The following is a 23,573-nucleotide window of genomic DNA, read 5'->3' on the forward strand; positions in this document are numbered from 1 at the left end:
TGAGTCGAGAGTGCCGGGAAGCCGTCCCGGCGGATCGAGAGGATGATGATGCGCACACTTGTCTTGAACGCCGGATACGAGCCTCTGGCCATCGTGTCCTTCAAGAGAGCCCTGGTCCTTGTCATGAACGACAAGGCCACGGTGATCGAGAGGGTGGACGACGATCCCGTCTGGGGGAGCCACGGCGTCTACGATCGACCGGCGGTCATCATCCTGTCGCGCTATGTGCGCGTCCCGCTCAGCAGGCGCGCGCCGGTGACGAGACGGGGCGTGCTGCGCCGGGACAATCACCGGTGCGGTTACTGCGGCAAGGCGGCGTCCACGATCGACCATGTCCTCCCTCGTTCCCGCGGCGGTGCGGACTCCTGGGAGAACCTCGTCGCCTGCTGCCTGCGCTGCAACAACGTGAAGAGCAACCGCACGCCGCAGGAGATGCACTGGGAGCTGCGGTTCACGCCGCGCCCTCCGCATGGCACGTCGTGGACGGTTCGGGGCTCCGAGCGCAGCGACCCGCGCTGGGAGCCGTACCTCGCCCTCGCCGCGTAAAGGGTGCTCGACGGTTCCCGTAGAATCGTCGTAGGCCCTCGTAGCTCAGCAGGATAGAGCAGCCCTCTCCTAAAGGGCAGGTCGCAGGTTCGAATCCTGTCGAGGGCACCACGACGACGCAACAAGACGGTGCAGCGCGTCAGCCGACCGCCGCCCGCAGGACCGCCGCGAAGGTGGCGTCGAGCACGGACCTGGCGCGGCCGGCGGCCCATCCGCTCTCCGTTCCGATGCGGTACTCGATCAGGGTGAGCGCATCGCTGTCGGTTCCGTGTCCGATGCTGGTCTGGTGCAGCGAGAGCACGTCCACCTGGATGCCGCCGCTCGCCAGCGCGGCGACGAGGCTCTCCACGGGGCCCACCCGATCCGTGCGGTGCGCGATGTCGACGCCGTCGATGCGCAGCGCGATCTCGGTCTGCCCGTCGTCCACGCGGTAGTGCACGAGCTCCGGCGTCTCCGCCGCGCCGCGGTCGACGTAGCTCTCCGTGAACAGGGCCCAGAGCTCTTCCGGGGAGAACTCGGCTCCTGCGGCATCCGCCTGCGCCTGCACCCGGCGAGCGAAGTCGATCTGGAGTCGCCGGGGGAGCTCGACTCCGTACCCGGTCTCCAGCAGGTAGGCGATCCCGCCCTTGCCCGACTGCGAGTTCACGCGGATCACGGCGTCATAGCCGCGTCCGAGATCGGCCGGGTCGATCGGCAGGTAGGGCACGCGCCAGGCGAGATCCTTCTCGGCCACGCCCTCGTGTGCCGCGCGGGCACGGTGCTCGGCGAGGCCCTTCCTGATCGCGTCCTGATGCGTGCCGCTGAACGCCGTGTGCACGAGATCGCCGACGTAGGGATGCCGCGCGTGCACCTCGATGCCGTTGGAGTGCTCGACCGTGCGGCGGATCTCGTCGATGTCGGAGAAGTCGATCATGGGATCGACGCCCTGCGCGTGCAGGTTGAGAGCGAGAGTGGCGATGTCGACGTTGCCCGTGCGCTCACCGTTGCCGAAGATGCATCCTTCGACCCGTTGGGCGCCGGCGAGCACGGCGAGCTCGGCGCAGGCGATTCCGGTGCCGCGGTCGTTGTGCGGGTGCACCGAGAGGATGACGCCGTCGCGCCTCGCGAGGTTGCGGTGCATGTACTCGATCTGGTCGGCGTAGACGTTCGGCGAGGCGATCTCGACGGTCGCGGGCAGGTTCAGGATGACGGGTCGTTCCGGCGTCGCGTCCCAGAGCGTGGTCATGGCGTCGCAGACGTCGAGCACGTAGTCGGGCTCGGTCAGGTTGAAGACCTCGGGCGAGAACTCGAAGCGCACGTTCGAGTGGTCTCCGGCGAGTGACAGCACGTCGCGCCCGGCATCGAGGATCAGTTCTTTGAGTTCGGCACGGGATCGGCCGAGCACGACATCGCGCCAGATGGGTGCGGTCGCGGTGTAGACGTGGATGACGACAGGGTTGCGGATGCCGTCGACCGAGGCCACCGTTCGCTCGATGAGGTCGGTCCTGGCGGCGGTGAACACGACGATCGTGACGTCCTCGGGGGCCAGGTCGGTCTCGGCGAGGAGCCGGACGAAGTCGAAATCGGTCTGCGAGGCGGAGGGGTAGCCGACCTCGATCTCCTTGTAGCCCATCGCGACCATGAGCTCGAAGAAGCGACGCTTGCGGGCCGGGTCCATCGGCTCGGCGAGGGCCTGATTTCCGTCGCGCAGGTCGACGGGCACCCACAGCGGGGCGGCGGTGAGCCGGCGCATCGGCCAGTTCCGCTCGGCGAGGGGGAGCGGGACGCGGTCGTGGACGGAGAGGTAGCGGTGCGATGGCATCTGCGAGCCGCGTTGGCGGTTCCAGTGCGGTGCGTCGGCGGGCACCGGCCCTGATGGCGTGGACAGAGTGGGGAACGTGCGGGAGGTCATGCCTGAAGAACGTAGCAACTCCTCAGACAAGTTGACAAGTTATACTCGGGGCATGGCACAGATCCAGCGCACTCCGCTCGCCGATCAGGCGGCGGATCTCCTTCTCGACCGCATCCGCTCCGGTGAATGGCAGCTCGGGCAGAAGCTCCCGGGAGAGACGACGCTCGCGCCCCAGCTGGGTGTGGGGCGGTCAACGGTCCGCGAGGCCATCCGTCAGCTCGCCGGGCGAGGAGTGCTCGCGACCCGTCAGGGCGCCGGCGTCTTCGTGACAGCGCTCGATGCGCCGGAGGACTGGGATGCCGTGCTGCGCCGGGCGGACATCGTCAGCGTGATCGAGGCGAGGATCGCGATCGAGTCCGAGGCGGCGTCGCTCGCGGCCTCCCGCCGCACTGCGGCGGATGTGCGTGCGATCCGGAGGGCTCTCGACCACCGCGGCGCCGCGGTCTCCAGCATCGAGGAGCACGTCGACGCCGACACGGCCTTCCACCGCACGATCATGGCGGCGGCGCACAACCCGATCCTGCTCGACCTGTTCGACGGTCTGACTCCGCGACTGCGTCAGACGATGGTCGAGATGCTGCGGATCCGCGTGGATTTCGGGGGAGCGGAGGACCACGAGCGGCATGTCCGTCTCGCCGCCACCGTGATCGATCGCGACGCGGACGCCGCCGCCGCGGAGAGCCGCAGCCACCTGATCGCGCTGAAGGCGGCGCTCGCGTGACCGTCGACGTGCTGCGGCTCGACGGGGTGACCTTCCGACGCAACGGGAAGGAGATCCTGCACGGCATCGACCTCCGAGTCGGGGCCGGGGAGCACTGGGCGCTGCTCGGTCCGAACGGTGCGGGAAAGAGCACGATCCTCGGGTTCTGCGGGGCGCAGACCCACCCCACTTCAGGAACGGTCGACGTTCTCGGCCGACGACTGGGGCGCGTCGACATGCAGGAGCTGCGCCGTCACATCGGCCACGTGAACCCTCGGCATCCGATCCGCTCCGACCTGACCGTCCTCGACGTCGTGCTCACCGGGTTCACCGGCACGATCGAGAAGATGATGCGCTGGGCGCCGAGCGACGCCGAGCGCGCGCGGGCGTACGAGCTCATCGCGCTGGTCGGCCTCGACGACCGTGCGGACGCCGAGTGGCCCACGATGTCGCAGGGCGAACGCGGACGCTCGCTCATCGCGCGCGCGCTCGCGGCGTCACCCGCCCTGCTCCTGCTCGACGAGCCCACCACGGGGCTCGACGTCGCGGCGCGGGAGCAGCTGCTGGAGACGGTCGACGACCTCTCCCGCAGCGAGCCGGAGGTCGCATCGGTTCTGGTCACCCATCACCTCGAGGAGCTCCCGGAGAGCACGACGCACGCCATGGTGATCGCCGACGGCCGTGTACTGGCCGCCGGCGCCACCGCCGACGTCGTCACCTCCGAGACGATCAGCGAGGCGTTCCGGCATCCGATCGACGTCGCTCACGACGAAGGGCGCTGGAGCGCCAGGGCGCGCAAGCGCCTCGTCGTCTGATTCAGTCCTGCCCCCTGCGCCACAGGGCAGACGGCCACCAGATGCGTCGGCCGATGTCGTACGCCAGGGCGGGGACCAGCAGGGAGCGGACGACGAAGGTGTCGAGCAGGACGCCGAAGGCGACGATGAACGCCAGCTGCACGAGGAACAGGATCGGGATCACGGAGAGCGCGGCGAAGGTCGCTGCCAGCACGAGTCCCGCCGAGGTGATCACGCCTCCCGTGATCGAGAGTCCTCGGAGGATGCCGTCGCGGGTGCCGTGCCGTCGGGACTCCTCGCGGACCCTCGTCATCAGGAAGATGTTGTAGTCGATGCCGAGGGCGACGAGGAAGACGAATCCGAAGAGCGGAACGGCGGGGTCGGCGCCGGGGAAGCGGAAGATCCCGTCGAAGACCAGCGCGGAGACGCCGAGGGCGGTGCCGAACGAGAGCACGGTGGTGAGGATGAGCAGCACCGGAGCGAGTATCGACCGCAGCAGCAGCATGAGGATCAGCATGATCACCACGAGCACCACCGGGATGATCAGGTTGCGATCGTGGATCGAGGCGTCATTCGTGTCCACCGACGTCGCGGTGACGCCTCCGACGAGGGCGCCAAGCGGATCGAGCTCGGTGCGCAGATCGCGCACCGTGGATGCCGCGGCATCCGAATCGGCCGCGTCGGTGAGCGTCGCCTGAAGGAGGACGTCCCCGTCGACCAGCGTCGGCGAGGGGATCGGCGTCCCCGGCGCGCCGACGGCTCCGATGCCGTCTGCGGTGACCGGCGCCGTCCCGCTCGGCGAGTCGGCCGCGGTCACCGAGACACCGTCGATGCCGTCGTTCGCGAGCAGTGCATCGGCGGCATCCTGCAGGCGATCCTCCGGCACGACCACGTAGACGGGGCTGCCGGAGCCGCCGGGGAAGTGCTCGCCGAGGGCGGACTGGCCGTCCCGCGCCTCGGACGACCCCAGCACCAGGTCGGATTGCGGCACACCGGTGGCGTTCAACTGCGTGAGGCCTGCGGCGCCGATGAGCAGCAGCGCGGTCGTCGCGATCCAGATCGTGCGGGGGCGCCGGCTGATCATCCGTGCGACGCCGGCCCAGAGGCCGGTCGTGGGGCGGCCGTCCTCGGCGGCGACGGCCTCAGGGTCGAACACGGGGCGGCGCGGCCAGAAGACGGCGCGACCGCACAGCATGAGCAGGGCGGGCAGCAGGGTCAGAGCGGCGAGCATGGCGAACACGATGCCGATGGCGGCGACCGGTCCGAGAGTGCTGTTGGACTTCAGGTCGCTGAGCAGCAGGCACAGGAGTCCGGCGATCACGGTGCCGCCGGAGGCGACGATCGGCTCGAACGATCCCTTCCACGCCGCGGCGAGGGCGGCGCCCTTGTCGTGGGTGCCCCGAAGCTCCTCGCGGAATCGGGAGACCAGGAGCAGGGCGTAGTCGGTCGCCGCGCCGATGACGAGGATGAACAGGATGCCCTGGGTCTGACCGCTCAGCAGCAGCACGCCGGTCTTCGCGAGCCACCACACCACGAGGAGCGCCACGCAGAGGGCGAACAGGCTGGTCGACAGCACGACCACGGGCAGAAGCAGCGAGCGGTACACGAGCACGAGGATGATCAGCACGGCCAGCAGAGCGACGCCGAGGAGGAGGCCGTCGATCCCGGCGAAGCCCGCGACGAGATCGGCGCTGAAGCCCGCGGGGCCGGTGATGTAGACGGTCACGCCCTCCGGAGCCGCCGAACGGAGGTGATCGGCGAGCGCGGACACGGCGTCGCCGAGTTCCGCGTCGCTGCTGATCGGGATGAAGGCCTGGGCCGCCTTCCCGTCATCGGAGGTCAGCGCGGGCGACACCTCGTCGGCGACGCCCTCCACCTCGGTCGCCGAGCTCACGGCATCCGAGATGGCCGTCACGTCTCCGTCGGACAGCGTGCCGTCGGCGACGAACACGGCGATCGCCGGGATCGAGTCGCTGTCGGTGAACTCGCCGAGCAGCTTCTGCACCTGGGTGGCATCGGCGGATTCGGGGAGGTACGCAGTGCGGTCGTTCGACGAGACCTCATCGATCTTGCCGAACAGCGGGCCGCCGAGTCCCGCGCCCGCGAGCCACACGAGGATCAGCGCTGCGGGGAGGATGGCGCGCAGCCAGGCGCGGTGCCGAGGGCGCGCGCGGCGCGCGGTGTCGGGGACGCGGTCTGGTCGGGACATCGGGTTCCTCTCGGGAGGGGCGGTCAGGAGTTCCAGGCGAGGATGAGGATCATCGTCGCGAGGAATCCGGCTATGTAGTTCATGACGATGAATCGACGCCACGCCGTGTTGGTGCGTGCGGAGGTCTCATCCGTCACGCTCCACCAGGGCAGGGCGTTGACGATGTAGGGGAGGGCGAGCACGGCGCCGAGGGGCGCCGGCCAGTGGGTGAAGAGCATGGCGATGCCCGCGACGAACCACAGGATCACCGCCATCCGCACGGTGGCGCGCGCGCCGATCACGGTCGCGATCGACGAGATGCCGGCCGAGCGATCGGGGCCGACGTCCTGCACGGCGCCGAAGGCGTGGGCGGCGGCGCCCCAGAGGAAGAACGCGAGCAGCACGAGAACCGTGTCGAGGGTGATGTCGGCGCCCGCGAGGGTGAGACCGACCACGGCGGGGGAGACGAAGTGGATGCTGGAGGTCGCCGAGTCGAGGAAGGGGCGCTCCTTGAACCGCAGCCCCGGAGCGGAGTAGGCGATGACGGCGAACACGCTCACCCCCAGAGCGATCCACGACACGGGCGATCCGACGACGGCGAGCCAGACCAGGAACGGGAGGTTCGTGACGACAGCGGCCCAGAGCGTCCAGCGGTGCAGCCGAGGCGGCAGCAGCGCCCCCTCGATTCCCCCCTTGCGAGGGTTCGCGAGATCGGAGGCGTAGTCGAAGACGTCGTTGATGCCGTACATGGCGAGGTTGTACGGGATGAGGAAGTACACGAAGCCCACGATCGCCGTCGCGTCGAGCTCTCTCGTCGTGAGCAGGTACGCGGCGCCGAAGGGGAAGGCGGTGTTGATCCAGCTCACCGGCCGCGATGACAGCAGCACCAGAGCGGCGTCGCGCACCGCGGAACGGGGGGATGCCGGGGCGGTCATGTGCTCTCCTCCTCGGCTCGTGCCCGACGGCCCCGCAGGAACTCCCACAGGGCGGGGAGCAGGAGCGCGCCGGCGAGCGGATACGCGAAGTCCTCGACGGGGGCGAGACCCACGTTCACGCCGAGGAGCTGAGCCGCGTCGTAGTGGAAGAGCCCCGCCCCGATCATGAGGTTGTCGAAGGCCGCCGTGAGGACGAAGAGGACGAGCGCCGTCAGGGCCATCGCGCCGACGTGGGCGCGGCGACGCCTCCCGGAGAGGAGAGTGAGCAGCGCGGCCAGCGCGGCGGCGATGCCGACGAACCAGAGCGCGAGTGACAGGTAGGCGGTCATGACGCCTCCTCTCTTCGCGTGCTGCGCCCCCGACCGGAGAGGATCCGCGCGGCACCCGTGTAGGCGATCATGATGCACTGCACGAGGAAGAGGAGGAACACCGGCTCCTCGATCGGCATCTCCGGGGCGAGCACCAGGCCGGTCGCGATCGTCGCGTCGCCGCGCAGGAAGAGGCCGGTCGCGATCCCGGCTGCGTCCCAGGCGAGGAAGAACGCCGCGCCGACGACCGTCACGACGAGCGCGGACAGCGGATCGCGCCAGAAGAACAGCCGATAGCGCCGGTCCACCAGGACCAGGCATCCCGCCGACACGAGGAGTGCGCCGAGGTAGATCAGGCCCGTCATCGCCCGGCCTCCCTGGAGGCGGCGACCGGGTCCGTCGCCAGCGGCCCGCTGGATCGGTCGCCCCTGACCCGCTTGAGGACGATCTCCGCGCTGATCAGGCACATCGGCACTCCGACGCCGGGTGACGTCGTGGCGCCGGCGTAGAAGAGGCCGCGGACGCGACGCGACGCGTTCCCCGCACGGAACATCGCACTCTGCGAGAGCGTGTGCGCGGGCCCGAGCATCCCTCCGCGCCAGGAGTGGAAGTCGTCGCGGAAGTCGGCGGGTCCCGTCGTCTCGCGCACCACGATGCGCTCGCGCAGGTCGTCGATTCCCGCCCAGGTGGCGACCAGGTCGATGGCGGCATCCGCGGCCCGTTCGACCGCGGCGGAACCGGTGCCGTCCGGTCCGCCGTGCCCGATCTCGACGTCCGCGGGGACGGGCACCAGGATGAAGAGGTTCTCGTGCCCCTCCGGCGCGACCTCGACGTCCGTCGCGCTCGGCCGGCAGACGTACACGGATGCCGGAGAGGGGATCGAGGGGTGCGGGCCGAAGATCGCATCGAAGTTGGCATCCCAGTCGTCCGTGAAGAAGAGCGAGTGATGGGGGAGCTGAGGCAGTGCGCCGCGGACGCCCAGCATCACGAGCACCGCACCGGGGCCGCTCGTGCGGCGCTGCCACCATCGCTCGGGATAGGAACGCAGCGCCGGGGGCAGCAGACGGGTCTCGGTGTGGTGCAGATCGGCGGTCGAGACGACGACATCAGCGCGCTCGACGTGCTGCGCGCCGTGCTCGTCGACCCACTGCACGCCGGTGGCTCTGGCGCCCCGGCGCTCGCCGGAGGTGAGGATCGCCGTGACCTCCGCGCCCGTGCGCGTCTCCGCACCCGCCTCGGACGCCAGCGCGGCGATCCTCTCGGCGACACGGTGGAACCCGCCCTGCGGGTACAGCACGCCGTCGTCGAGATCGAGGGCGCTCATCAGGTGGTACATCGCCGGCGCGGTTCGGGGGTCGGTTCCGAGGAACACCGCCGGATACCCGAGGATCTGCCGCAGCACCGGATGCCGGAACCGACGCGCTGCGAACGACTGGAGCCGGGTCAGCAGGAGGGGGACCAGGCGCGGCGCCGCGCTGAGCACCTCGGGGTGCGTCATCCAGGAGGCGCCCGTGAAGGGGTTGTAGAGGAAGTGCTTCTCCGCCATCGCCCCCGCGTGCACGGCGGAGTCGAGGTAGGAGCTCAGGGCCGCCCCCGCGCCGGGCTCCATGGTCTCGAACAGGTGCATGGTCGCGGCGCGGCCCGCGGTGACGGTCACCGCGCCATCCGGGTGCGTCACAGGGTCCGTGAACACGCGATACGCGGGGTCCAGGGCGACGAGGTCGAGCTGCTCCGCGCTGCTCGTCCCCATCATCCGGAAGAAGTGCTCGAACACCTGCGGCATGAGATACCACGACGGGCCGGTGTCGAAGCGGAAGCCCTCGCGTTCCAGCGATCCGGCGCGGCCGCCGAGAGCGCCGTTCTTCTCGAGGATCAGAACCTCATGCCCGTCCTTCGCGAGCAGCGCCGCGGTGGCGAGTCCGGCGACACCCGCGCCGATGACGACGATGCGGCTCACGAGGCGCGCTCCAGACGGGTCCGCAGCGTCGCACGGACCGCGAGCCAGATCTTGAGCGCATCGGGGACCCGCACGCGGCGCCGGTACAGCTCGGCCGTCGGCGTCGTCGCCACCCGGTCCGCGAGCGCGGCGAACAGGTCGTGGGCGCTTCGAACGGCGGAGCGGCAGTCTCGGGGCAGCAGCGGCATCACCGCGCGGGCGTCGGCGAGCTGCGCGCGCACCGTGGCGACCCACCTGTCGCGGTCCGTGTCCGTCAGGCGGTGCTCTCCTGCGAGGTAGCCGCGATGAAGGCGCGTGGTGTCATCGGCGAGGTCCCGCAGGAAGTTGACGTTCTGGAACGCGGCGCCGAGCTGCCGTGCGCCGTGCTCGAGTGCCGCGAGCTCCTGCTCCGTCCGCGACTCAGCCCGGAGGAAGATCCGCAGGCACATCAGCCCCACGACCTCCGCGGAGCCGTACACGTAGCGTTCGTGAGCCCCCGCGTCGTAGGCGACCAGGGCATCGGAGCCGGAGTCGGCGGCGATGTCGGCGGCCATCGACTCGAAGAACGGCCGGGTGAGATCCTCGCCGATGCCGGACGCCCGCGCGGTGCGGGCGAAGGCATGGAGCACGAGGTTGGTGCTGTAGCCGTCGCGCAGGGCGCGGTGGGTCTCGTCGACGTAGGACGACAGCGCGGCGCGCTGCCCCTCGGCATCGAGCCCCGCCTCCGCGGCGACCCCGTCGACGATCTCATCCGCCACGCGCACCATGGCGTACACGTTGCGCACGTGCCGACGGTGGCGCGTGCCGAGGAGCCGCGTCGCCAGGCCGAACGACGAGGAGTACGCCGTGATGACGTCGGCGGACGTCGCCTCCGCCGCTCGGGTGAACCTGTCGAGGGAGCTCACCTCGACGGCGTCGCCGCGGGTCATGACCGTCTCCCCTCGACGCGGTCGACGAGGTGTGCGACGCGATCGACCGCGGTCGGCGGCAGCGCTCCCGATCGCTCCGCGGTCGACAGGAGCGCGCGAGCCGTCGCGATCTCCTCGTCCACCAGCCGCTGCACGAACTCCTCGGCGCCGCAGGCACGGAGGAGGTCGCGCACGTCCGCCTCCTCACCCGGCTGAAGATCGGGGGAGCCGAAGAGCGGAGCGATGCGCGGCCATGTGCTCGTCGTGCGCGCGAAGGCGATGATCGCGGTCACCTTGCCCTCGCGGAGGTCGGAGCGCGGGTCCTTGCCGTGCTCGGCCGCCTCTCCGAAGACCGAGAGCAGATCGTCCTGCAGCTGATACGCCAGACCGAGGGGGCGACCGATGTCGACGAGTGCGGCCTCGGCATCCTCCGATGCGCCGGCCAGGATGGCGCCGCAGCGCAGGGGGAGCTCGAAGGAGTACGCCGCCGTCTTGTCGGCCGTCATCGCGAGGATGGTCTCGAGGTCGGGCGGGATGATCCCGTCGGCGAGGCCGACGTCGCGGTGCTCGCCCGCGACGGTCTCGGTGACGGTGCGGTCGATCACGTCCAGCAGGCGGTCCCGCACGCGGGAGGCGAGGTCGGCTCTGGCCGCGCCGAGGAGAGCGGATGCGAGGAGCAGGTCCCCCATCAGGAGGGCGCTGCTCCGGGCCCAGTGCAGTCGTGCCTCTTCGTCGATCCGCGGGTGCGCCTCGGTGCTGAGCGCGCCGATGAGGTTGGTCGTTCCCCGCCGGAGGACGTCGCCGTCGATGATGTCGTCGTGCAGGAGGAACGCGAAGTGGATCTGCTCGACCAGCGCGGCGATCTCCAGCACGGTCGGCGGCAGCGGATCGGACTCGGCGTCATCGGAGAGCGCGTGATGGATCTCGACGAGGAGCCGTGGGCGCAGCAGCTTTCCGCCCACCGCCTTCTCGGCGGTGAGCTCCCACAGGCGGGAGAACTCCGGTCCGTAGCGTCGGGCATCGGGCATGCGCTGGTCGAGCTGGCGGCGCAGTGCCTCTTCGATGGGGATCCGGAGGTCGGCCCCCAGGGCGAGGGCGTTCATGAGGCGCCGATCGGCCGGAGCAGCGGAAGGTGACCGAGCTGCGGCAGCTGCTCCCGCAGCCACGGGCTGAAAGCGAACGGCGCCGACGCGACGGCAGTGGCGAGAGCAGCGGGATCGACCCATGCCCATTCCATGACCTCGGCCGGATCCGGGGACACGGTGCCGTCGATCGTCGCGACATGCACGGGGCAGATCTCGTTCTCGACGATGCCGCTCGCGTCGACCGCACGGTAGCGGTACTCGGGCAGAGCGAGCTCGACGGCGGAGAGTCCGATTCCGAGCTCTGCGAGAGCGTGTCGGTGCACGGCATCCGACATGTCCTCCTGCGGTTGGGGGTGACCGCAGAAGCTGTTGGTCCACACGCCGGGCCACGTGCGCTTCGTGAGGGCGCGCCGGGTGACGAGGAGGTGGCCCGCATCGTCGAAGACGTAGCAGGAGAAGGCCAGGTGGAGGGGAGTGTCGGTGCTGTGCACGCTCTCCTTCGGCATCGTGCCGATGGGGGAGCCGTCTTCAGCGAGAAGCGTGACCTCGACCATCGTCCTCCTCATTTCGCTAGCTTGGCTAATAGTCAACTTAGCATGAAGTAATTCGTGTGTAACATGATCGCATGGACACCGGACCTGATGCCAGCCCGTTGACCGGGGGCACGACGGAGCCCGGTTCCTCCGCCGAGCGGACGTCTCCCGACGGTCTGACGCACGCCGCCATCTACGACGTGGAGGCCAGCGATCCGCGCAGCGCGCTGATCGATCGCACCGGCGTGTCTCCGGAGGATCTCCGGCAGATCGCCGTGCTCATGGGTGCGCTGGGTGACCTCCGCGATGCGGAGCAGAAGCTCTCCCTCGCGTCTCGGCGCTTCATGCGACTCAATGAGACCGACATGCGCGCGCTGCACTACCTCATCGTGTGCGCGAACAGGGGAGTCATCGCGACCCCCTCAGGCATCGCCGGGCACCTCGGCATCTCGACCGCGTCGACGACGAAGCTGCTCGACAGGCTGGAGAAGAGCGGGCACATCGTTCGCGCGCCGCATCCGACGGATCGGCGGGCGCTGGCGATATCGATCACGGCGGAGACCCGCCATGCGGCCATGGAGACCGTGGGTCGGCAGCAGTCCAAGCGGTTCTATGCGGCCGCGCGGTTATCGGCCGCGGAGCGTGACGTCGTGATCCGCTTCCTCGTCGACATGACCGACGAGATCACCCTCAGGGATGAGCCCTGGGCGCAGAAAGGCGCCGAGGAGCCCTCCCGAGATCGGGGAGACTCCTCGGCGCCGGTGTGACTCAGTGAGCCGCGTTGTAGGCCTCGATGACAGGAGCGGGGATGCGACCGCGCTCGGAGAGGGTGTAGCCGTTGTCGTTCGCCCAGGCGCGGATGGCCGCGACCTCGGGGTTGCGCGCGGGGCGCTTGCGGGGAGCGGCAGCGCGAGACGGCGCTCCCGATGAACCCGCACGGCGCCCAGCGGAGATGTACGGAGCGAATGCCTTGCGCAATTCTTCTGCGTGCTCGGCATTCACGTCGATCTCGTATGCGGCTCCATTCAGGGAGAAGTGGATTGTCTCGCCTTCTCCGACTTCCAGGACGCTTCCGTCGATGTCATCGACCAGCTGATGCACAATTCTTTTCGCCATGGAATTGACACTACAACCTGACGGCTAATTGCGCCAAGGATTATTCGTGGCCGGGGTCGATCAGTTTCAGGCCGACAATGCAGCCCACGAGACCCAGGAGAAGGAGAATGCGGATCCAGGAGATCTCGCTGTCTCCGGTGATCATCGCCCAGACCACGGTCAGCGTCGCGCCGATTCCCACCCATACCGCATAGGCGGTGCCGGTGGCGATCTCCCGCATGGCGAATGCGAGTCCGAACATCGACAATGCGAGCCCGCCGAGGAAGATCACGCTCGGCCAGAGTTTTGTCAATCCTTCTGATTTACCCAGGGCGGTCGCCCACACGGCTTCGAGGATTCCGGAGGCGACAAGAATGATCCACGACATGATGGTCCTTTCGGACCAGTCTTTTCGCTCACCGGGTACTGGTCTGCCTCGTCCGGGGCCGAGGTTCATCGGCCAGGACCCACCGTAGCAACAGGCGCTGGGCAGGGCCTGTGCAGTCAGGGGAGCAGGCCGGCACGCCGCGCTCTCGCCACGGCGGCGTGGCGGGTGGAGGCGTCGAGCTTCGACATCGCGGAGCCGAGATAGGCCTTCACGGTGCTTTCGCGCAGACCCAGCTGCGTCGCGATCTCCGCGTTGGTGGCCCCGAGCGCCGCACAGGCGAGGACGTCCGTCTCGCGCCGGGAGAGGTGGATGGTCGGAACGGGGCCGGTCGTGGTCGGGAGCGCATCTCCCGCGAGGGCGACGAGGCGGCTCTCCACCCCGGCGATCCGCGCCCGCAGGTCGGCGTCGTCGATCGATGCGGCGATGCTGCGCAGTTCGGCGAAGCTCTCGCGGAGCTCCTCGCGCTGCGACGGCGCGACGGCATCCGATCCCTGTGCAGCGCGCAGGCGTCGATCGACCTCGTCGCGGATCCTCAGCTCGTCTGCGACGGACTGGGCCACCTGCATCGCGGGAGCCGTGGTGACGCCGCCCACCGGGGTCTCGTCCCAAGCGCCGGCGTAGAGCACGCCGCGCGGGCGACCGCTGACCACGATCGGCAGGGCGAGCAGCGTGCGAATGCCCTCGCCGAGCACGAAACCGTCGTAGTCGTGCGTGATCTGCTGCGAGGAGCCGTAGTCGCTGGTCATGCGCGGACGCTGCTCCATCATCGCCCGTCCGCCGAGCCCTCGCTCCGGGCGTACCCGGAGGCCGTCCAGGCTGTGGGTCCGGTTGCCGACGATGCTCGTCACGCGGACGACGCCTTCTTCGACCAGGCCTCCGAAGGCGACGGGGAAGCGCGTGCGCGTGGCGAGCTCTCTCACCGCGCGGGCGACGAGCTCGGCCTCGGATTCCATTCCGGACGGAGTACTCACGACCACCTGCTTCCGGGGTGACGGCGTCGTGCCCCATTTCGTAGCGACGACGTTACCACCGGGCCGTCGTGGGCACGCGGGCCCGGCGGCCTACTCGCCGGACCCGCGTCGTCTTTCCGCTATCCCCTCCGGGCTTCGAGATCGAGCAGATAGCGCTTCCGCTCGGGGTGCGCCCCGTAGTGACCGGGGGTCCCGTCGGAGCGCACCACCCGGTGCACGGGGACGATGATCGAGAACGGTGTGAGCCGGCACGCCGTTCCCACGGCGCGTGCCGCACCCGGATGCCCTGCCAGCGCGGCGACCTCGCCGTAGCTGAGGGTCTCGCCCCACTCGATCGTGCAGATCGTCTGGAGGGCTTTCAGGGCGAAGCCGTCTGCGAGGCGCCAGTCGAGTCGGAGATGATCGTCGAACCGGACCGGTTCGCCGTCGAAGTAGTCCTCCAGCAGATGGGCGAGCTCGTCGGCGGCGCCGGGGTCGGGCTCCGGCACCGAGCGGAGCCTGCGGGCGACGCCCTCGAGGAGCCAGGGGACGGTCGGGTCGTCGGACTCGGACAGGTCGAACTGGACGATCCCCTCGTCGGAGAACACCGCGAGTGCATCACCGAACGGTGTGGGAGCGAAGTCGTAGCGGTACGTCATGAGCCCATACTGACGGGCGACGCCGACCCTGCACGGCACGAGACCCGGGATCGGGGGAGAACCCGTCCACGCCCGGCAGGCGTGGACGAGGAGTGGAAAGGGGAGCGGTGCGGCCGCTCAGCAGCGGAAATCCGGTGAAACCCGCCCGGGATACCGGCCCTGTGGCGTGTCGCGCTTAGGGTGTGAGGTGTGTGGCGACGTGATGGCAAGGCTGCGGAAGAAGCGGCAACGGACGCCGCAGTGACCCTCGGAGAGCTGGGCGACGGCGCCACGGGCGTCGGTGTGGCCCATGCGGCCGAGGCCGAGCGCACCCGGCTCCGCGCGGAGGCCGCCGATCTCGGCGGGCCCTCGCCCCTGGTGTCCTTCCGTGACACCGTCGAATCGGGCATCGACATCTCCAAGGCGCACCCCGGCAGCCTTCCCCAGTTCATCACCGGCAAGTCGACGCTTCTCTCCAACCTCTTCCGCGACGAGGTCGGCCTGCGCACGGCTCGCCTCGCCGCCGAGCGGATCACCGCCAAGAACACCGAGCTGCGCACCGTCCGCGGCATCGAGGCCGTGCATCTCGCGGTCGGCGTCGCGGGATGGCGCATCGGCGGCGTCGACTTCGCGGCGCCCGTGCTGCTGCGCCCGCTCGCCATCCGCCGACACCACTCGGACTTCGAGCTCAAGCTGCAGGGCGCGTTCGAGGTGAACCCCGAGCTCATCCGCATCGCGCGCGAGCACTTCGGCATCACGATCGACGCGGCGGCGCTCGCGGCGCTCGCCTACGACGGCGGCATCTTCAAACCGCAGCCGGTGATCGACAGCCTGCGGGCGACGACGCGCTCGATCGACACCTTCTCCGTGCAGCCCCGTCTGCTGGTCTCGACCTTCGCGGACGTGAGCGGGGCCATGACGCGCGACGCCCGCTCCCTCGATCACGTCGTGCTCAACGCTCTCGCGGGTCATGTCGCAGACCGCGAGCAGGTCACGGCACGGCGCCCCGATCCGCGGTACACCGGACCGGACGACCGCGCCCCGGCATCCGACAATCTGCTCCTCGATGCGGACGCGGAGCAGGAGGCCGTGCTCACGCGGATCGCCGCGGGCCACTCGCTGACCGTCGCCACGCTCCCCGGCACAGGGGGCACGCAGACCGTGATCAACGCGCTCGGAGAGCTGGTGCGTGCGGGCAAGCGCGTCCTCGTGGTGTCTGCTCGACGCTCGACTCTCGACGGCGTGCGTCATCGGCTCGCCGGGATCGGGCTCGACAGCCTCGCCGTGTCGACGGCGGGAGTCCGCCGGGATCTCGTGCGGGCGATCGGCAGGAACGAGAAGGCCGCGGCGCCGAAGGTCAGCGACGTCGACGACGCCCTGGTGCGCCTGCGGACGGTCCTGCGCGACTATCGCAGGGCGCTGACCTCCGAGGTCCACGGGACGGGAGCATCGGTCCTCGATGCGACCAGGCACCTCACGGCGCTCGCCTCGCTCCCGCAGCCGCCGTCCACCACCGCTCGGCTGAGCGCGGAGACGCTGCGCCGCCTGGCCGGAGACCGCACGGCGGCGGCGGAGTCCCTCGCGCAGGCCGCGCGGCTCGGCGAGTTCCGCTTCGGACCCGACGACTCGCCCTGGTACGGCGTCACGTTCACGAGCACGGATGCCGCGCGATCCGCTCACGAGCTCGCCGCACGGCTGCACTCGACGAGCGTGCCCGCCCTGCTCGAGCGCGGCTACGCGCTGATCGCGCAGACCCATATGAGGCCCTTCTCGACGATCGACGAGCTGGGGGAGTACCTGCGGCTGCTCCAGGGCATCCGCGACTCGCTCGACCGCTTCAGCCCCACCGTCTTCGAGCGTCCGCTGGGCGAGCTGATCCAGGCTCACGGTTCCCGACGCGATGCGCCGGGCATGTCCGGCGCCAACCGCCGACGGCTCCGCAAGCTGGCCAAGGAGTACGTGCGTCCCGGTGTGCACGTGACCGAGATGCACGAGGCTCTCCTGCGGATCCAGACGCAGCGGACGCAGTGGCAGCGCTGCGTCGAGGCGGGAGTGGCTCCGGAGATCCCCCTCGGTCTCGCCGACGTCTACGTCTCGTGGCAGCGGGTGCAGGCCGAGCTCGCAGAGCTCGACGCCGCTCTCGGTCGCCGCGAGCCTCTCGCCTCGATCCCGGTCGCGCGACTGGTGCGCACGCTCGCCGGACTCGCCGCGAAGTCCGACGTCTTCGACAACCTCGTCGAGCGGGCGAAGCTGCGCGACAGCCTGGCCGAGCTCGGCCTCGGCCCCCTGCTCGCCGAGCTGTCCGTCCGTCATGTGTCCGAGGCGCGCGTGGGTGACGAGCTCGAGTTCGCCTGGTGGCAGTCCCTGCTCGAGCGGGCGCTGCAGGACGACCGCGCGCTCCTCGGAGCCAACACGGCGGTCGTCGACAGGCTGGAGCGGGACTTCCGACTGGTCGACGAGGCGCACGCGGCGGCCGCGGGTCCTCTGCTGGCGTGGCAGCTGGCGAACCAGTGGAAGATCGCCATCGTCGACGAGCCGCAGGAGTCGCAGCATCTTCGCCGCGCCCTGAAGCAGCCGGGAACGACGACCGCGGAGATCGTGAGCTCCGCTCCGAGCCTCGTGAACGTGCTCGCCCCCGTGTGGATCTCGTCGCCGTATCTCGTGCCCGAGATCCCGGACTCCGTCGAGTTCGACACCGTGCTGCTGGTGGATGCCGCCGCCGTGAACCTCGCGGAGGCGACTCCGGCGATCCGCCGTGCACGCCAGGTCGTGGCGTTCGGCGACCCGGTGACGCAGAAGCCCAAGCCGTTCCACGTCGCCGTCGATCCCGCCTCCGACTGGGAGGCCGAGGTGCCGTTCGACGAGGTCTCGGTGTTCGAGCGCCTCTCCGAGGTGCTGCCGGTGATGACGCTGACCCGCAGCTATCGCGCGGGCGGCGAGGATCTGGTCGAGCTCATCAACGACGCCTTCTACGGCGGCGAGATCGTGTCGCTGCCCTGGGCGGGTTCGTACCTCGGACGTGGCAGCCTCACCGTCGACTACGTCGAGGGTGGCACCGGCGCCCCCGATCCGATCTCCGGAGCCGTCGAGAGCCCCGACGCCGAGGTCGCCCGGGTCGTCACCCTGGTCGTCGAGCACGCCGTGCACCGGCCGGAGGAATCGCTCATGGTCGTCACCGCGAGCGCCCGCCACGCCGAGCGCGTGCGCGCCGCCGTGACGTCGGCGTTCGCCGGGCGCTCCGACGTGGCCGACTTCGTGGGTCGCGACACGGCAGAGCCCTTCGCCGTCCTCACGCTCGAGGAGTCCGTGGCCGAGAGCCGCGACCGGGTGATCTTCTCGCTCGGATTCGGCCTGACCAAGCACGGCCGCGTCCTCAGCGACTTCGGCGACCTGTCGACCCCCGACGGAGAGAGGCTGCTCACGGTCGGGATGACGAGAGCCCGCCGCTCGATGGTGATCGTCTCGTCCATCCGTCCGTCCGCCTTCGACGACGGGCGACTGGAGCACGGTGCGGCCACGCTCATGTCGACGCTCGGCAACCTCGCCGCGCGCGGCAGGGAGGCCCGCCTCGAGGATCTCGCCGATCCGCTCACGCTGGCTCTCGCCAGGGAGCTGCGCCGCCTCGGAGCCTCCGTCGACGTCGACTACCGCGGTCTGCTGCCGCTCGTCGCGCAGCACAACGGCAAGGCGGTGGTCATCGAGTCCGACCCCGAATCGCGGGGGGAGTCTCTGCGGGAGACGCTGCGGCTGCGCCCGCATGTGCTTCGCCGGCTCGGCTGGCACTACGTGCGGGTGCACGCCTTCGACCTGTACAGCGACCCGGTGACGGCGGCGACCCGCATCGCCGGAGTGCTCGGCATCTCGGCATCCGCGCCGCGTGCCGACAACGACACGCAGCCGCTCGACGTCGACGACGCGCGAGATGACTGACGACCGCCCCCAGCGTGTCGTGCGGGTCCCCGGCTCGCGCCGCGCTCGGCTGACCCCGGTGCCCGGCACCGACCCGTCTCCGGAGACGGGGACCTCCGACGAGGAGCGCCCGCCGCCGCCGGCATCCGCGGGGAAGGGCCCCAACGATCAGCAGCTGCTGCGCGACGTTCCGCCGCATTACTGAATCGCGAACATGCCGCAGCCCTGTGGAATCGCAGGAGTGTCTCAACGCCGCAGGGCGGATGCAGCAGAACGCCCGGCTCCTCGAGGGAGGAGCCGGGCGTTCTCGCGTAGACGGGTCAGGCCCCGCGCTGCTGCTTCAGCAGGTCGCGGATCTCGGCGAGGAGCTCGCCTTCGGTGGCCTGTGCGGCCTCTTCGGCGATGGGGTTCTTCGCGGCCTTGCGCGCCTTGTACGCGTTCATCGGCAGCACGAACGCGAAGTACACGACCAGCGCGACGGCGAAGAAGCTGATGACCGCGGTGATGAGGTCGCCCAGAGGGAAGGTGACCTCCTGGCCGTAGATGCCCCTGATCTTCGGACCGAAGTTGCCGGCGGCGTCGGCCATGAAGAACAGCGAGACCAGCGGGTTGATGACGCTGGCGACGACCGCGTTGACGATCGCGGTGAACGCGCCGCCGATGACGACTGCGACGGCCAGGTCGATGACATTGCCCTTGAGAATGAACTCTTTGAATCCCTGGATCACAGAAACTCCCCCAAACGGATCGAGGACCTCAGGATGAGGCCGGAGTCGACGCAGGGGCCTTTTTGGCTCCCGTCGAGGATTCCGTCTTCGATGATGCCGAAGCATCCCCAGAACTGACGGATTTGCTGCGCGAGTCCGTGCGATAGAAGCCCGAGCCGTTGAACGTCACGCCGATCGAGCCGTACTGCTTGCGCAGGGCGCCGCCGCACTCGGGACAGATGGTGAGGGCGTCCTCGGCGAAGCTCTGGACGGCGTCGAAGCGGTGTCCGCACGATGTGCAGGCGTAGGCATAGGTGGGCATGTCGTTCCTCTGAGGTCAGCGTCGCGTCTGCGACAGGATCAGGGTCTGCGTCGGCGTCACGACGCCGGTCACCGGCTGGTCGTGGATCTCGCGAGGCAGCGAGTCGAGTATCTCGGAATCATAGATGACCGCGTACACGGGCGGGCACTTCTCCATGGAGCCGATGGTCTTGTCGAAGTACCCGCGCCCCCATCCCATGCGCATGCCGCTGCGGTCGACGGCCGCCGCGGGGATGATCATCAGGTCCACGTCGTTCACGGCCATGGGGCTCAGCACCTCGCCGGTCGGCTCCGGAAGGCCGAACAGGCCCTCGGCGACCTCGTCGTCGTCGGTGGCGACCGCCCAGTCGAGCAGACCGTCGGTTCGGGTGATGGGGAGCAGGACGCGGATGCCGCGCCGCACCGCCCGCGTGACGAAGTCCCGCGTGCCCGGTTCGGTCGTGGTCGAGAGGAAGCAGGAGATGGACCGCGCGCCGAGGGAGTCCACGAGGTCGTCGAGCCTCTGGCCGATGGCGGATGCCGCGCTCTCGCGCTGCGCGGCGCTCAGGAGCTGGCGGCGTTCGCGGAGCTCGGCGCGCAGAGCCCGCTTGGCATGCTCGACGTCATTCGACATGGCTCAGAGTCTACGGGGATGCCCACCGCTAGGCTGGGGAGATGGGTGAGCACAAGATCAAGGCCGTCATTCCCGCAGCAGGATTGGGGACGCGATTCCTGCCTGCGACCAAGGCGATGCCGAAGGAGATGCTCCCCGTCGTCGACAAGCCGGCGATCCAGTACGTCGTCGAAGAGGCGGCGGATGCCGGCATCGACGACATCCTCGTCATCATCGGGCGCAACAAGAACGCGATCTCGAACCACTTCGACTCCGTGCCGGAGCTCGAGGTGAAGCTGATGGAGAAGGGCGACACCGGGCGCCTCGAGCGGGTGATGAAGTCGAGCGACCTCGCCGACATCCACTTCGTCCGCCAGGGAGAGCCGAAGGGACTCGGACATGCCGTGCTGCGGGCCAAGACCCACGTCGGCGACAGCTCCTTCGCCGTCCTCCTCGGCGACGACCTCATCGACGAGCGCGATCCGCTGCTCACCGAGATGATCGCCGAGCACGAGCGCTCCGGCGCCGCGGTCATCGCCCTCATGGAGGTCGACCCCGCTAGCATCCACATGTACGGCGCGGCAGCGGTGGAGGAGATCGAGGGGCAGGGTGCCGTGCGCGTCACCGGCCTCGTCGAGAAGCCGGCGCAGGAGGACGCGCCGTCCAACCTCGCCGTGATCGGCCGTTACGTGCTGCCCGCGTCGATCTTCGAGATCCTCGAGCACACCGAGCCGGGCAAGGGCGGGGAGATCCAGCTCACCGATGCGCTGCAGGTGCTCGCGACCGACACGAGCGGCCCCGGGGTCGTCGGAGTGATCTTCCGTGGTCGCCGCTACGACACGGGCGACCGCGTCGACTACATCAAGGCGATCGTGCAGCTGGCATCCGACCGTGATGACCTCGGGCCCGAGCTGCGACCGTGGCTGAAGGAGTTCGCGGAGCGCCTGTAGGCGACGCGGACGTCGGGAGTGCGCGGATGGATCTGTCGACGGGGATGCGGCACGGGCCGATCGAGCTGAGGCTGGTCCGCACGCGCGACGCGCGCGCCCTGCAGCATGAGCTGCTGGCCAACCGCTCCTGGCTCCAGCCGTGGGAGGCCACCGTCCCGTACGGATCCGTCTCGTTCGACATGCGGCTGAGCATCCGGCGTCTTCTTCAGCAGTATCGGGACGGGGCGGGATATCCCTTCGTCATGGAGTACGACGGCGAGATCGCCGGACAGCTCAACGTGTGGGGCGTCGCGCGCGGCTCGCTGTGCTCGGCGACCATCGGGTACTGGGTGAGCGAGAGGTTCGCGGGCAGGAACATCACGCCGACGGCTGTTGCGCTCGCGACCGACGCGTGCTTCGTCGAGTACGGCCTGCACCGCATGGAGATCTGCATCCGTCCCGAGAACGCGGCGAGCCTCAGGGTCGTGCAGAAGCTCGGGTTCCGATACGAGGGGCTGCGGCGGCGCTTCATCCACATCGACGGGGACTGGCGCGACCACTACGCGTTCGCGCTGACCAAGGAGGACGTGCCCCAGGGGGTGCTGGCTCGCTGGATCAACGGCCAGGTGCCGCCGGATGCCGCCACCATCCCTCCCGCCGACCGCTTCGCCGTCTGAATAGGCGATCCGATCGCGACACGCGCCCGCGCGGTGCGAGGCGCGCCGCCCTGTTCCCCGTACCGTTGTGGCTATGGATGGGCCGGTGCTGAGCGGGGGAGTGATCGTCCTCGTCGCTGTGCTCCTGTGGATGCTCTATCTGCTGCCTTCGTGGCGCGGTCGCTTCCAGTACAACGCGGCTGAGCGCAACGCCGTCCGCCTCAATCAGGCCCTGCGCGTCCTCGCCGAGACGAGTGAGACTCCGGGTGAGGTGCATCTCGAGCTGACGGCTCGGACCGCGCTCGCCCAGCAGAAGCTCGCCAAGAAGGTGCAGTCGGAGAAGGAGTCCGCCGAACTCGTGCTCTTGCGCGAGCAGCTCGCGGCGACGAAGGCCGACCCGGTGGTCCGGCAGGCGCGCGCCCGCCGCAGGCTGCGCCTCATCGCGACCTCGGCTCTGCTCGTCGGTCTCACCGCAGCGGCGTTCGGCGTGTGGCAGCTCATCGCCGTGCAGGCGTCTGGGCTGTTGTGGGCCGGCGGAGCTCTCGTCGTCGTCGCGAGCGTGATGCTCCAGCGCATGTCTTCCGTGGCCGCTCGTGCGTCGCGACGGTCGGCGGCGCCGATCGCTGCGCCGGCAGCACCGCGCACGGCACCTCCACTCCACGATCAGGGTCCGGCCACGTGGACTCCGCGTCCGCTTCCCGAGCCTCTCGTCTCGAGGGCGGGCTCGCGCGCACAGGTCGCTCTGGCGCAGATCGATGCGCAGGAGGAACTGCGCAAGGCGGCGCGCATGGCCGAGCTCCGTGATCGCGCAGAGCAGATGGCTGCGTCCACGGCGCCGGTGCAGATGCCGGCGGCCTCCTCGCCGTACACGAGGATGGGCTTCGTGGATGATGCGGAGATCGAAGCGCACGTCCGCGACCTGCTCGCCCGCCGTGCGGCCGGGTGACCCGGTCGGCGCAGACGTCTCCTTCAGCGTGATAACGTAGATGACGTCAAGGGCCTATGGCGCAGTTGGTAGCGCGCCTCGTTCGCATCGAGGAGGTCAGGGGTTCGAATCCCCTTAGGTCCACAGACGAAGCAAGCCCCCTCCGAGCGCAGCCCGGAGGGGGCTTCCTACGTCTATACGGCTGAGTGATTCGGGGAGGAGCCGGAGCGCAGCACCGGCGACGGAGTCCCCTTAGGTCCACCGACGATCTCGGCGACGGAGTCCCCTCAGACCCGCCGGCACCGGAGTTCCCTTGGCTCCACCAATGACGAGGTCTCACGACACACGTTGTCGTAGAGCGACGGATCGATCGCGCCGAAACCCGTCGGTCCCACACGGCACCCGTGAGGAGCACGCCACTCCGGCGACATCCCCCGACAGTTGCAGCTTCCCCACGTCACAGGACCCGCCTGACCCCAAGGCAGCGTCGGCGCCGGCGCTGTCGCACTCCAGTGCGCGAGTGCGCGCGGGCCGCCCCGAGGGGGAGTGCACATCTGACGACTCTCTCGTGGGATGAGGCTTACGGTGCCTCGGTGCCTCGGTGCCTCGGTGCCTCGGTGCCTCGGTGCCTCGGTGCCT

25 protein-coding genes, 2 tRNA genes and 1 riboswitch are annotated in these 23,573 nt (G+C 69.7%); of the genes, 11 read left to right on the forward strand and 16 right to left on the reverse strand.

Annotation, left to right across the window (positions count from 1 at the left end; all coding sequences use genetic code 11):
* Window positions 1-48: 48 nt before the first annotated feature.
* A complete protein-coding gene (locus tag CQ047_RS12310; RefSeq protein ID WP_105675652.1) occupies window positions 49-546 on the forward strand; it encodes an HNH endonuclease in 498 nt (165 codons plus the stop codon).
* Between the two features lie 34 nt (window positions 547-580).
* Window positions 581-657, forward strand: a tRNA-Arg gene (locus CQ047_RS12315).
* 28 nt (window positions 658-685) lie between these two features.
* On the opposite strand, the gene CQ047_RS12320 is transcribed toward CQ047_RS12315, so the two are convergent.
* Entirely contained in the window at window positions 686-2,437 is a 1,752-nt protein-coding gene (locus CQ047_RS12320) for a 2-isopropylmalate synthase (RefSeq protein ID WP_105675654.1), read from the reverse strand.
* 52 nt (window positions 2,438-2,489) lie between these two features.
* Between CQ047_RS12320 and CQ047_RS12325 the strand changes: the two genes are divergently transcribed.
* A complete protein-coding gene (locus tag CQ047_RS12325; RefSeq protein ID WP_105675656.1) occupies window positions 2,490-3,158 on the forward strand; it encodes a FadR/GntR family transcriptional regulator in 669 nt (222 codons plus the stop codon).
* Window positions 3,155-3,952: an ABC transporter ATP-binding protein gene (locus CQ047_RS12330; RefSeq protein WP_105675658.1), complete on the forward strand. Its 798-nt coding sequence runs from the start codon at window positions 3,155-3,157 to the stop codon at window positions 3,950-3,952. Before CQ047_RS12325 ends, CQ047_RS12330 begins: the two co-directional genes overlap by 4 nt.
* Window position 3,953: 1 nt before the next feature.
* On the opposite strand, the gene CQ047_RS12335 is transcribed toward CQ047_RS12330, so the two are convergent.
* From CQ047_RS12335 to idi, 8 genes are read right to left on the reverse strand one after another with little or no spacing between them, the layout of a single operon-like run.
* Window positions 3,954-6,140 carry an MMPL family transporter gene (locus tag CQ047_RS12335; protein WP_105675660.1) on the reverse strand — a complete coding sequence of 729 codons (2,187 nt, stop codon included), beginning with the start codon at window positions 6,138-6,140 and terminating at the stop codon, window positions 3,954-3,956.
* Window positions 6,141-6,163: 23 nt separating this feature from the next.
* Window positions 6,164-7,054: a prenyltransferase gene (locus tag CQ047_RS12340; protein WP_105675662.1), complete on the reverse strand. Its 891-nt coding sequence runs from the start codon at window positions 7,052-7,054 to the stop codon at window positions 6,164-6,166.
* Entirely contained in the window at window positions 7,051-7,383 is a 333-nt protein-coding gene (locus tag CQ047_RS12345; RefSeq protein WP_105675664.1) for a lycopene cyclase domain-containing protein, read from the reverse strand. The genes CQ047_RS12340 and CQ047_RS12345 overlap by 4 nt, the downstream gene beginning before the upstream one ends.
* Entirely contained in the window at window positions 7,380-7,727 is a 348-nt protein-coding gene (locus tag CQ047_RS12350; protein WP_105675665.1) for a lycopene cyclase domain-containing protein, read from the reverse strand. Before CQ047_RS12350 ends, CQ047_RS12345 begins: the two co-directional genes overlap by 4 nt.
* Window positions 7,724-9,319 carry a phytoene desaturase family protein gene (gene crtI, locus CQ047_RS12355; RefSeq protein ID WP_105675667.1) on the reverse strand — a complete coding sequence of 532 codons (1,596 nt, stop codon included), beginning with the start codon at window positions 9,317-9,319 and terminating at the stop codon, window positions 7,724-7,726. Before crtI ends, CQ047_RS12350 begins: the two co-directional genes overlap by 4 nt.
* Entirely contained in the window at window positions 9,316-10,227 is a 912-nt protein-coding gene (locus CQ047_RS12360; protein WP_105675669.1) for a squalene/phytoene synthase family protein, read from the reverse strand. The genes crtI and CQ047_RS12360 overlap by 4 nt, the downstream gene beginning before the upstream one ends.
* On the reverse strand, window positions 10,224-11,309 hold the full coding sequence (locus CQ047_RS12365) for a polyprenyl synthetase family protein (protein ID WP_105675671.1): 1,086 nt from the start codon (window positions 11,307-11,309) through the stop codon (window positions 10,224-10,226). Before CQ047_RS12365 ends, CQ047_RS12360 begins: the two co-directional genes overlap by 4 nt.
* Window positions 11,306-11,845 (reverse strand): isopentenyl-diphosphate Delta-isomerase, encoded by a 540-nt coding sequence (gene idi / locus CQ047_RS12370; protein WP_105675673.1) that lies wholly within the window; start codon window positions 11,843-11,845, stop codon window positions 11,306-11,308. Before idi ends, CQ047_RS12365 begins: the two co-directional genes overlap by 4 nt.
* Before the next feature lie 71 nt (window positions 11,846-11,916).
* Here idi and CQ047_RS12375 point away from each other — a divergent pair, with 71 nt between their 5' ends.
* A complete protein-coding gene (locus CQ047_RS12375; RefSeq protein ID WP_105675675.1) occupies window positions 11,917-12,591 on the forward strand; it encodes a MarR family winged helix-turn-helix transcriptional regulator in 675 nt (224 codons plus the stop codon).
* Between the two features lies 1 nt (window position 12,592).
* On the opposite strand, the gene CQ047_RS12380 is transcribed toward CQ047_RS12375, so the two are convergent.
* From CQ047_RS12380 to CQ047_RS12395, 4 genes are all read right to left on the reverse strand, one after another.
* Entirely contained in the window at window positions 12,593-12,940 is a 348-nt protein-coding gene (locus CQ047_RS12380) for an Lsr2 family protein (RefSeq protein WP_105675677.1), read from the reverse strand.
* A 40-nt stretch (window positions 12,941-12,980) separates the two neighbouring features.
* Window positions 12,981-13,307, reverse strand: coding sequence for a multidrug efflux SMR transporter (locus CQ047_RS12385; protein WP_105675679.1), 327 nt, complete (start codon window positions 13,305-13,307; stop codon window positions 12,981-12,983).
* Window positions 13,308-13,317: 10 nt separating this feature from the next.
* Window positions 13,318-13,385: riboswitch (guanidine-III (ykkC-III) riboswitch) on the reverse strand.
* 38 nt (window positions 13,386-13,423) lie between these two features.
* Window positions 13,424-14,260 carry a LuxR C-terminal-related transcriptional regulator gene (locus tag CQ047_RS12390; protein WP_105675681.1) on the reverse strand — a complete coding sequence of 279 codons (837 nt, stop codon included), beginning with the start codon at window positions 14,258-14,260 and terminating at the stop codon, window positions 13,424-13,426.
* Window positions 14,261-14,397: 137 nt separating this feature from the next.
* Complete coding sequence (locus CQ047_RS12395) at window positions 14,398-14,916, reverse strand: methylated-DNA--[protein]-cysteine S-methyltransferase (RefSeq protein ID WP_105675705.1); 519 nt, start codon at window positions 14,914-14,916, stop codon at window positions 14,398-14,400.
* Window positions 14,917-15,156: 240 nt separating this feature from the next.
* Between CQ047_RS12395 and CQ047_RS12400 the strand changes: the two genes are divergently transcribed.
* A complete protein-coding gene (locus tag CQ047_RS12400) occupies window positions 15,157-18,825 on the forward strand; it encodes an AAA family ATPase (RefSeq protein WP_258132625.1) in 3,669 nt (1,222 codons plus the stop codon).
* Window positions 18,818-19,009 (forward strand): hypothetical protein, encoded by a 192-nt coding sequence (locus CQ047_RS12405; RefSeq protein WP_105675685.1) that lies wholly within the window; start codon window positions 18,818-18,820, stop codon window positions 19,007-19,009. The genes CQ047_RS12400 and CQ047_RS12405 overlap by 8 nt, the downstream gene beginning before the upstream one ends.
* 115 nt (window positions 19,010-19,124) lie before the next feature.
* Here CQ047_RS12405 and mscL read toward each other — a convergent pair whose 3' ends face one another.
* From mscL to CQ047_RS12420, 3 genes are read right to left on the reverse strand one after another with little or no spacing between them, the layout of a single operon-like run.
* Window positions 19,125-19,532, reverse strand: a complete 408-nt coding sequence (gene mscL / locus CQ047_RS12410) for a large conductance mechanosensitive channel protein MscL (protein ID WP_105675687.1) — start codon at window positions 19,530-19,532, stop codon at window positions 19,125-19,127.
* Between the two features lie 28 nt (window positions 19,533-19,560).
* Complete coding sequence (locus CQ047_RS12415; protein WP_105675689.1) at window positions 19,561-19,833, reverse strand: FmdB family zinc ribbon protein; 273 nt, start codon at window positions 19,831-19,833, stop codon at window positions 19,561-19,563.
* A gap of 15 nt (window positions 19,834-19,848) precedes the next feature.
* A complete protein-coding gene (locus CQ047_RS12420; protein WP_105675691.1) occupies window positions 19,849-20,445 on the reverse strand; it encodes a 5-formyltetrahydrofolate cyclo-ligase in 597 nt (198 codons plus the stop codon).
* Between the two features lie 41 nt (window positions 20,446-20,486).
* On the opposite strand from CQ047_RS12420, the gene galU reads away from it, so the two are divergent.
* The 4 genes from galU (at window position 20,487) to CQ047_RS12440 (ending at window position 23,078) form a co-directional block, all read left to right on the forward strand.
* Window positions 20,487-21,374, forward strand: a complete 888-nt coding sequence (gene galU / locus CQ047_RS12425) for a UTP--glucose-1-phosphate uridylyltransferase GalU (RefSeq protein ID WP_105675693.1) — start codon at window positions 20,487-20,489, stop codon at window positions 21,372-21,374.
* A 26-nt stretch (window positions 21,375-21,400) separates the two neighbouring features.
* Window positions 21,401-22,030: a GNAT family N-acetyltransferase gene (locus CQ047_RS12430; protein WP_181155927.1), complete on the forward strand. Its 630-nt coding sequence runs from the start codon at window positions 21,401-21,403 to the stop codon at window positions 22,028-22,030.
* 73 nt (window positions 22,031-22,103) lie between these two features.
* Window positions 22,104-22,955 carry a hypothetical protein gene (locus tag CQ047_RS12435; protein WP_105675695.1) on the forward strand — a complete coding sequence of 284 codons (852 nt, stop codon included), beginning with the start codon at window positions 22,104-22,106 and terminating at the stop codon, window positions 22,953-22,955.
* Window positions 22,956-23,005: 50 nt separating this feature from the next.
* Window positions 23,006-23,078, forward strand: a tRNA-Ala gene (locus CQ047_RS12440).
* Window positions 23,079-23,573: the final 495 nt, after the last annotated feature.

Source organism: Microbacterium sp. MYb72, assembly GCF_002979415.1.
Taxonomy (GTDB): domain Bacteria; phylum Actinomycetota; class Actinomycetes; order Actinomycetales; family Microbacteriaceae; genus Microbacterium; species Microbacterium natoriense.

Bases quoted from the DNA above. Each gene is read 5' to 3' on its own strand.
- CQ047_RS12415 (WP_105675689.1), bottom strand. From the start codon at position 19,833: ATGCCCACCTATGCCTACGCCTGCACATCGTGCGGACACCGCTTCGAC.
- CQ047_RS12390 (WP_105675681.1), bottom strand. From the start codon at position 14,260: ATGGAATCCGAGGCCGAGCTCGTCGCCCGCGCGGTGAGAGAGCTCGCC.
- CQ047_RS12340 (WP_105675662.1), bottom strand. From the start codon at position 7,054: ATGACCGCCCCGGCATCCCCCCGTTCCGCGGTGCGCGACGCCGCTCTG.
- CQ047_RS12320 (WP_105675654.1), bottom strand. From the start codon at position 2,437: ATGACCTCCCGCACGTTCCCCACTCTGTCCACGCCATCAGGGCCGGTG.
- CQ047_RS12430 (WP_181155927.1), top strand. From the start codon at position 21,401: ATGGATCTGTCGACGGGGATGCGGCACGGGCCGATCGAGCTGAGGCTG.
- CQ047_RS12365 (WP_105675671.1), bottom strand. From the start codon at position 11,309: ATGAACGCCCTCGCCCTGGGGGCCGACCTCCGGATCCCCATCGAAGAG.
- CQ047_RS12435 (WP_105675695.1), top strand. From the start codon at position 22,104: ATGGATGGGCCGGTGCTGAGCGGGGGAGTGATCGTCCTCGTCGCTGTG.
- idi (WP_105675673.1), bottom strand. From the start codon at position 11,845: ATGGTCGAGGTCACGCTTCTCGCTGAAGACGGCTCCCCCATCGGCACG.
- CQ047_RS12335 (WP_105675660.1), bottom strand. From the start codon at position 6,140: ATGTCCCGACCAGACCGCGTCCCCGACACCGCGCGCCGCGCGCGCCCT.
- CQ047_RS12385 (WP_105675679.1), bottom strand. From the start codon at position 13,307: ATGTCGTGGATCATTCTTGTCGCCTCCGGAATCCTCGAAGCCGTGTGG.
- CQ047_RS12420 (WP_105675691.1), bottom strand. From the start codon at position 20,445: ATGTCGAATGACGTCGAGCATGCCAAGCGGGCTCTGCGCGCCGAGCTC.
- CQ047_RS12405 (WP_105675685.1), top strand. From the start codon at position 18,818: ATGACTGACGACCGCCCCCAGCGTGTCGTGCGGGTCCCCGGCTCGCGC.
- CQ047_RS12325 (WP_105675656.1), top strand. From the start codon at position 2,490: ATGGCACAGATCCAGCGCACTCCGCTCGCCGATCAGGCGGCGGATCTC.
- CQ047_RS12380 (WP_105675677.1), bottom strand. From the start codon at position 12,940: ATGGCGAAAAGAATTGTGCATCAGCTGGTCGATGACATCGACGGAAGC.
- CQ047_RS12395 (WP_105675705.1), bottom strand. From the start codon at position 14,916: ATGACGTACCGCTACGACTTCGCTCCCACACCGTTCGGTGATGCACTC.
- CQ047_RS12375 (WP_105675675.1), top strand. From the start codon at position 11,917: ATGGACACCGGACCTGATGCCAGCCCGTTGACCGGGGGCACGACGGAG.
- galU (WP_105675693.1), top strand. From the start codon at position 20,487: ATGGGTGAGCACAAGATCAAGGCCGTCATTCCCGCAGCAGGATTGGGG.
- CQ047_RS12345 (WP_105675664.1), bottom strand. From the start codon at position 7,383: ATGACCGCCTACCTGTCACTCGCGCTCTGGTTCGTCGGCATCGCCGCC.
- CQ047_RS12360 (WP_105675669.1), bottom strand. From the start codon at position 10,227: ATGACCCGCGGCGACGCCGTCGAGGTGAGCTCCCTCGACAGGTTCACC.
- CQ047_RS12310 (WP_105675652.1), top strand. From the start codon at position 49: ATGCGCACACTTGTCTTGAACGCCGGATACGAGCCTCTGGCCATCGTG.
- CQ047_RS12350 (WP_105675665.1), bottom strand. From the start codon at position 7,727: ATGACGGGCCTGATCTACCTCGGCGCACTCCTCGTGTCGGCGGGATGC.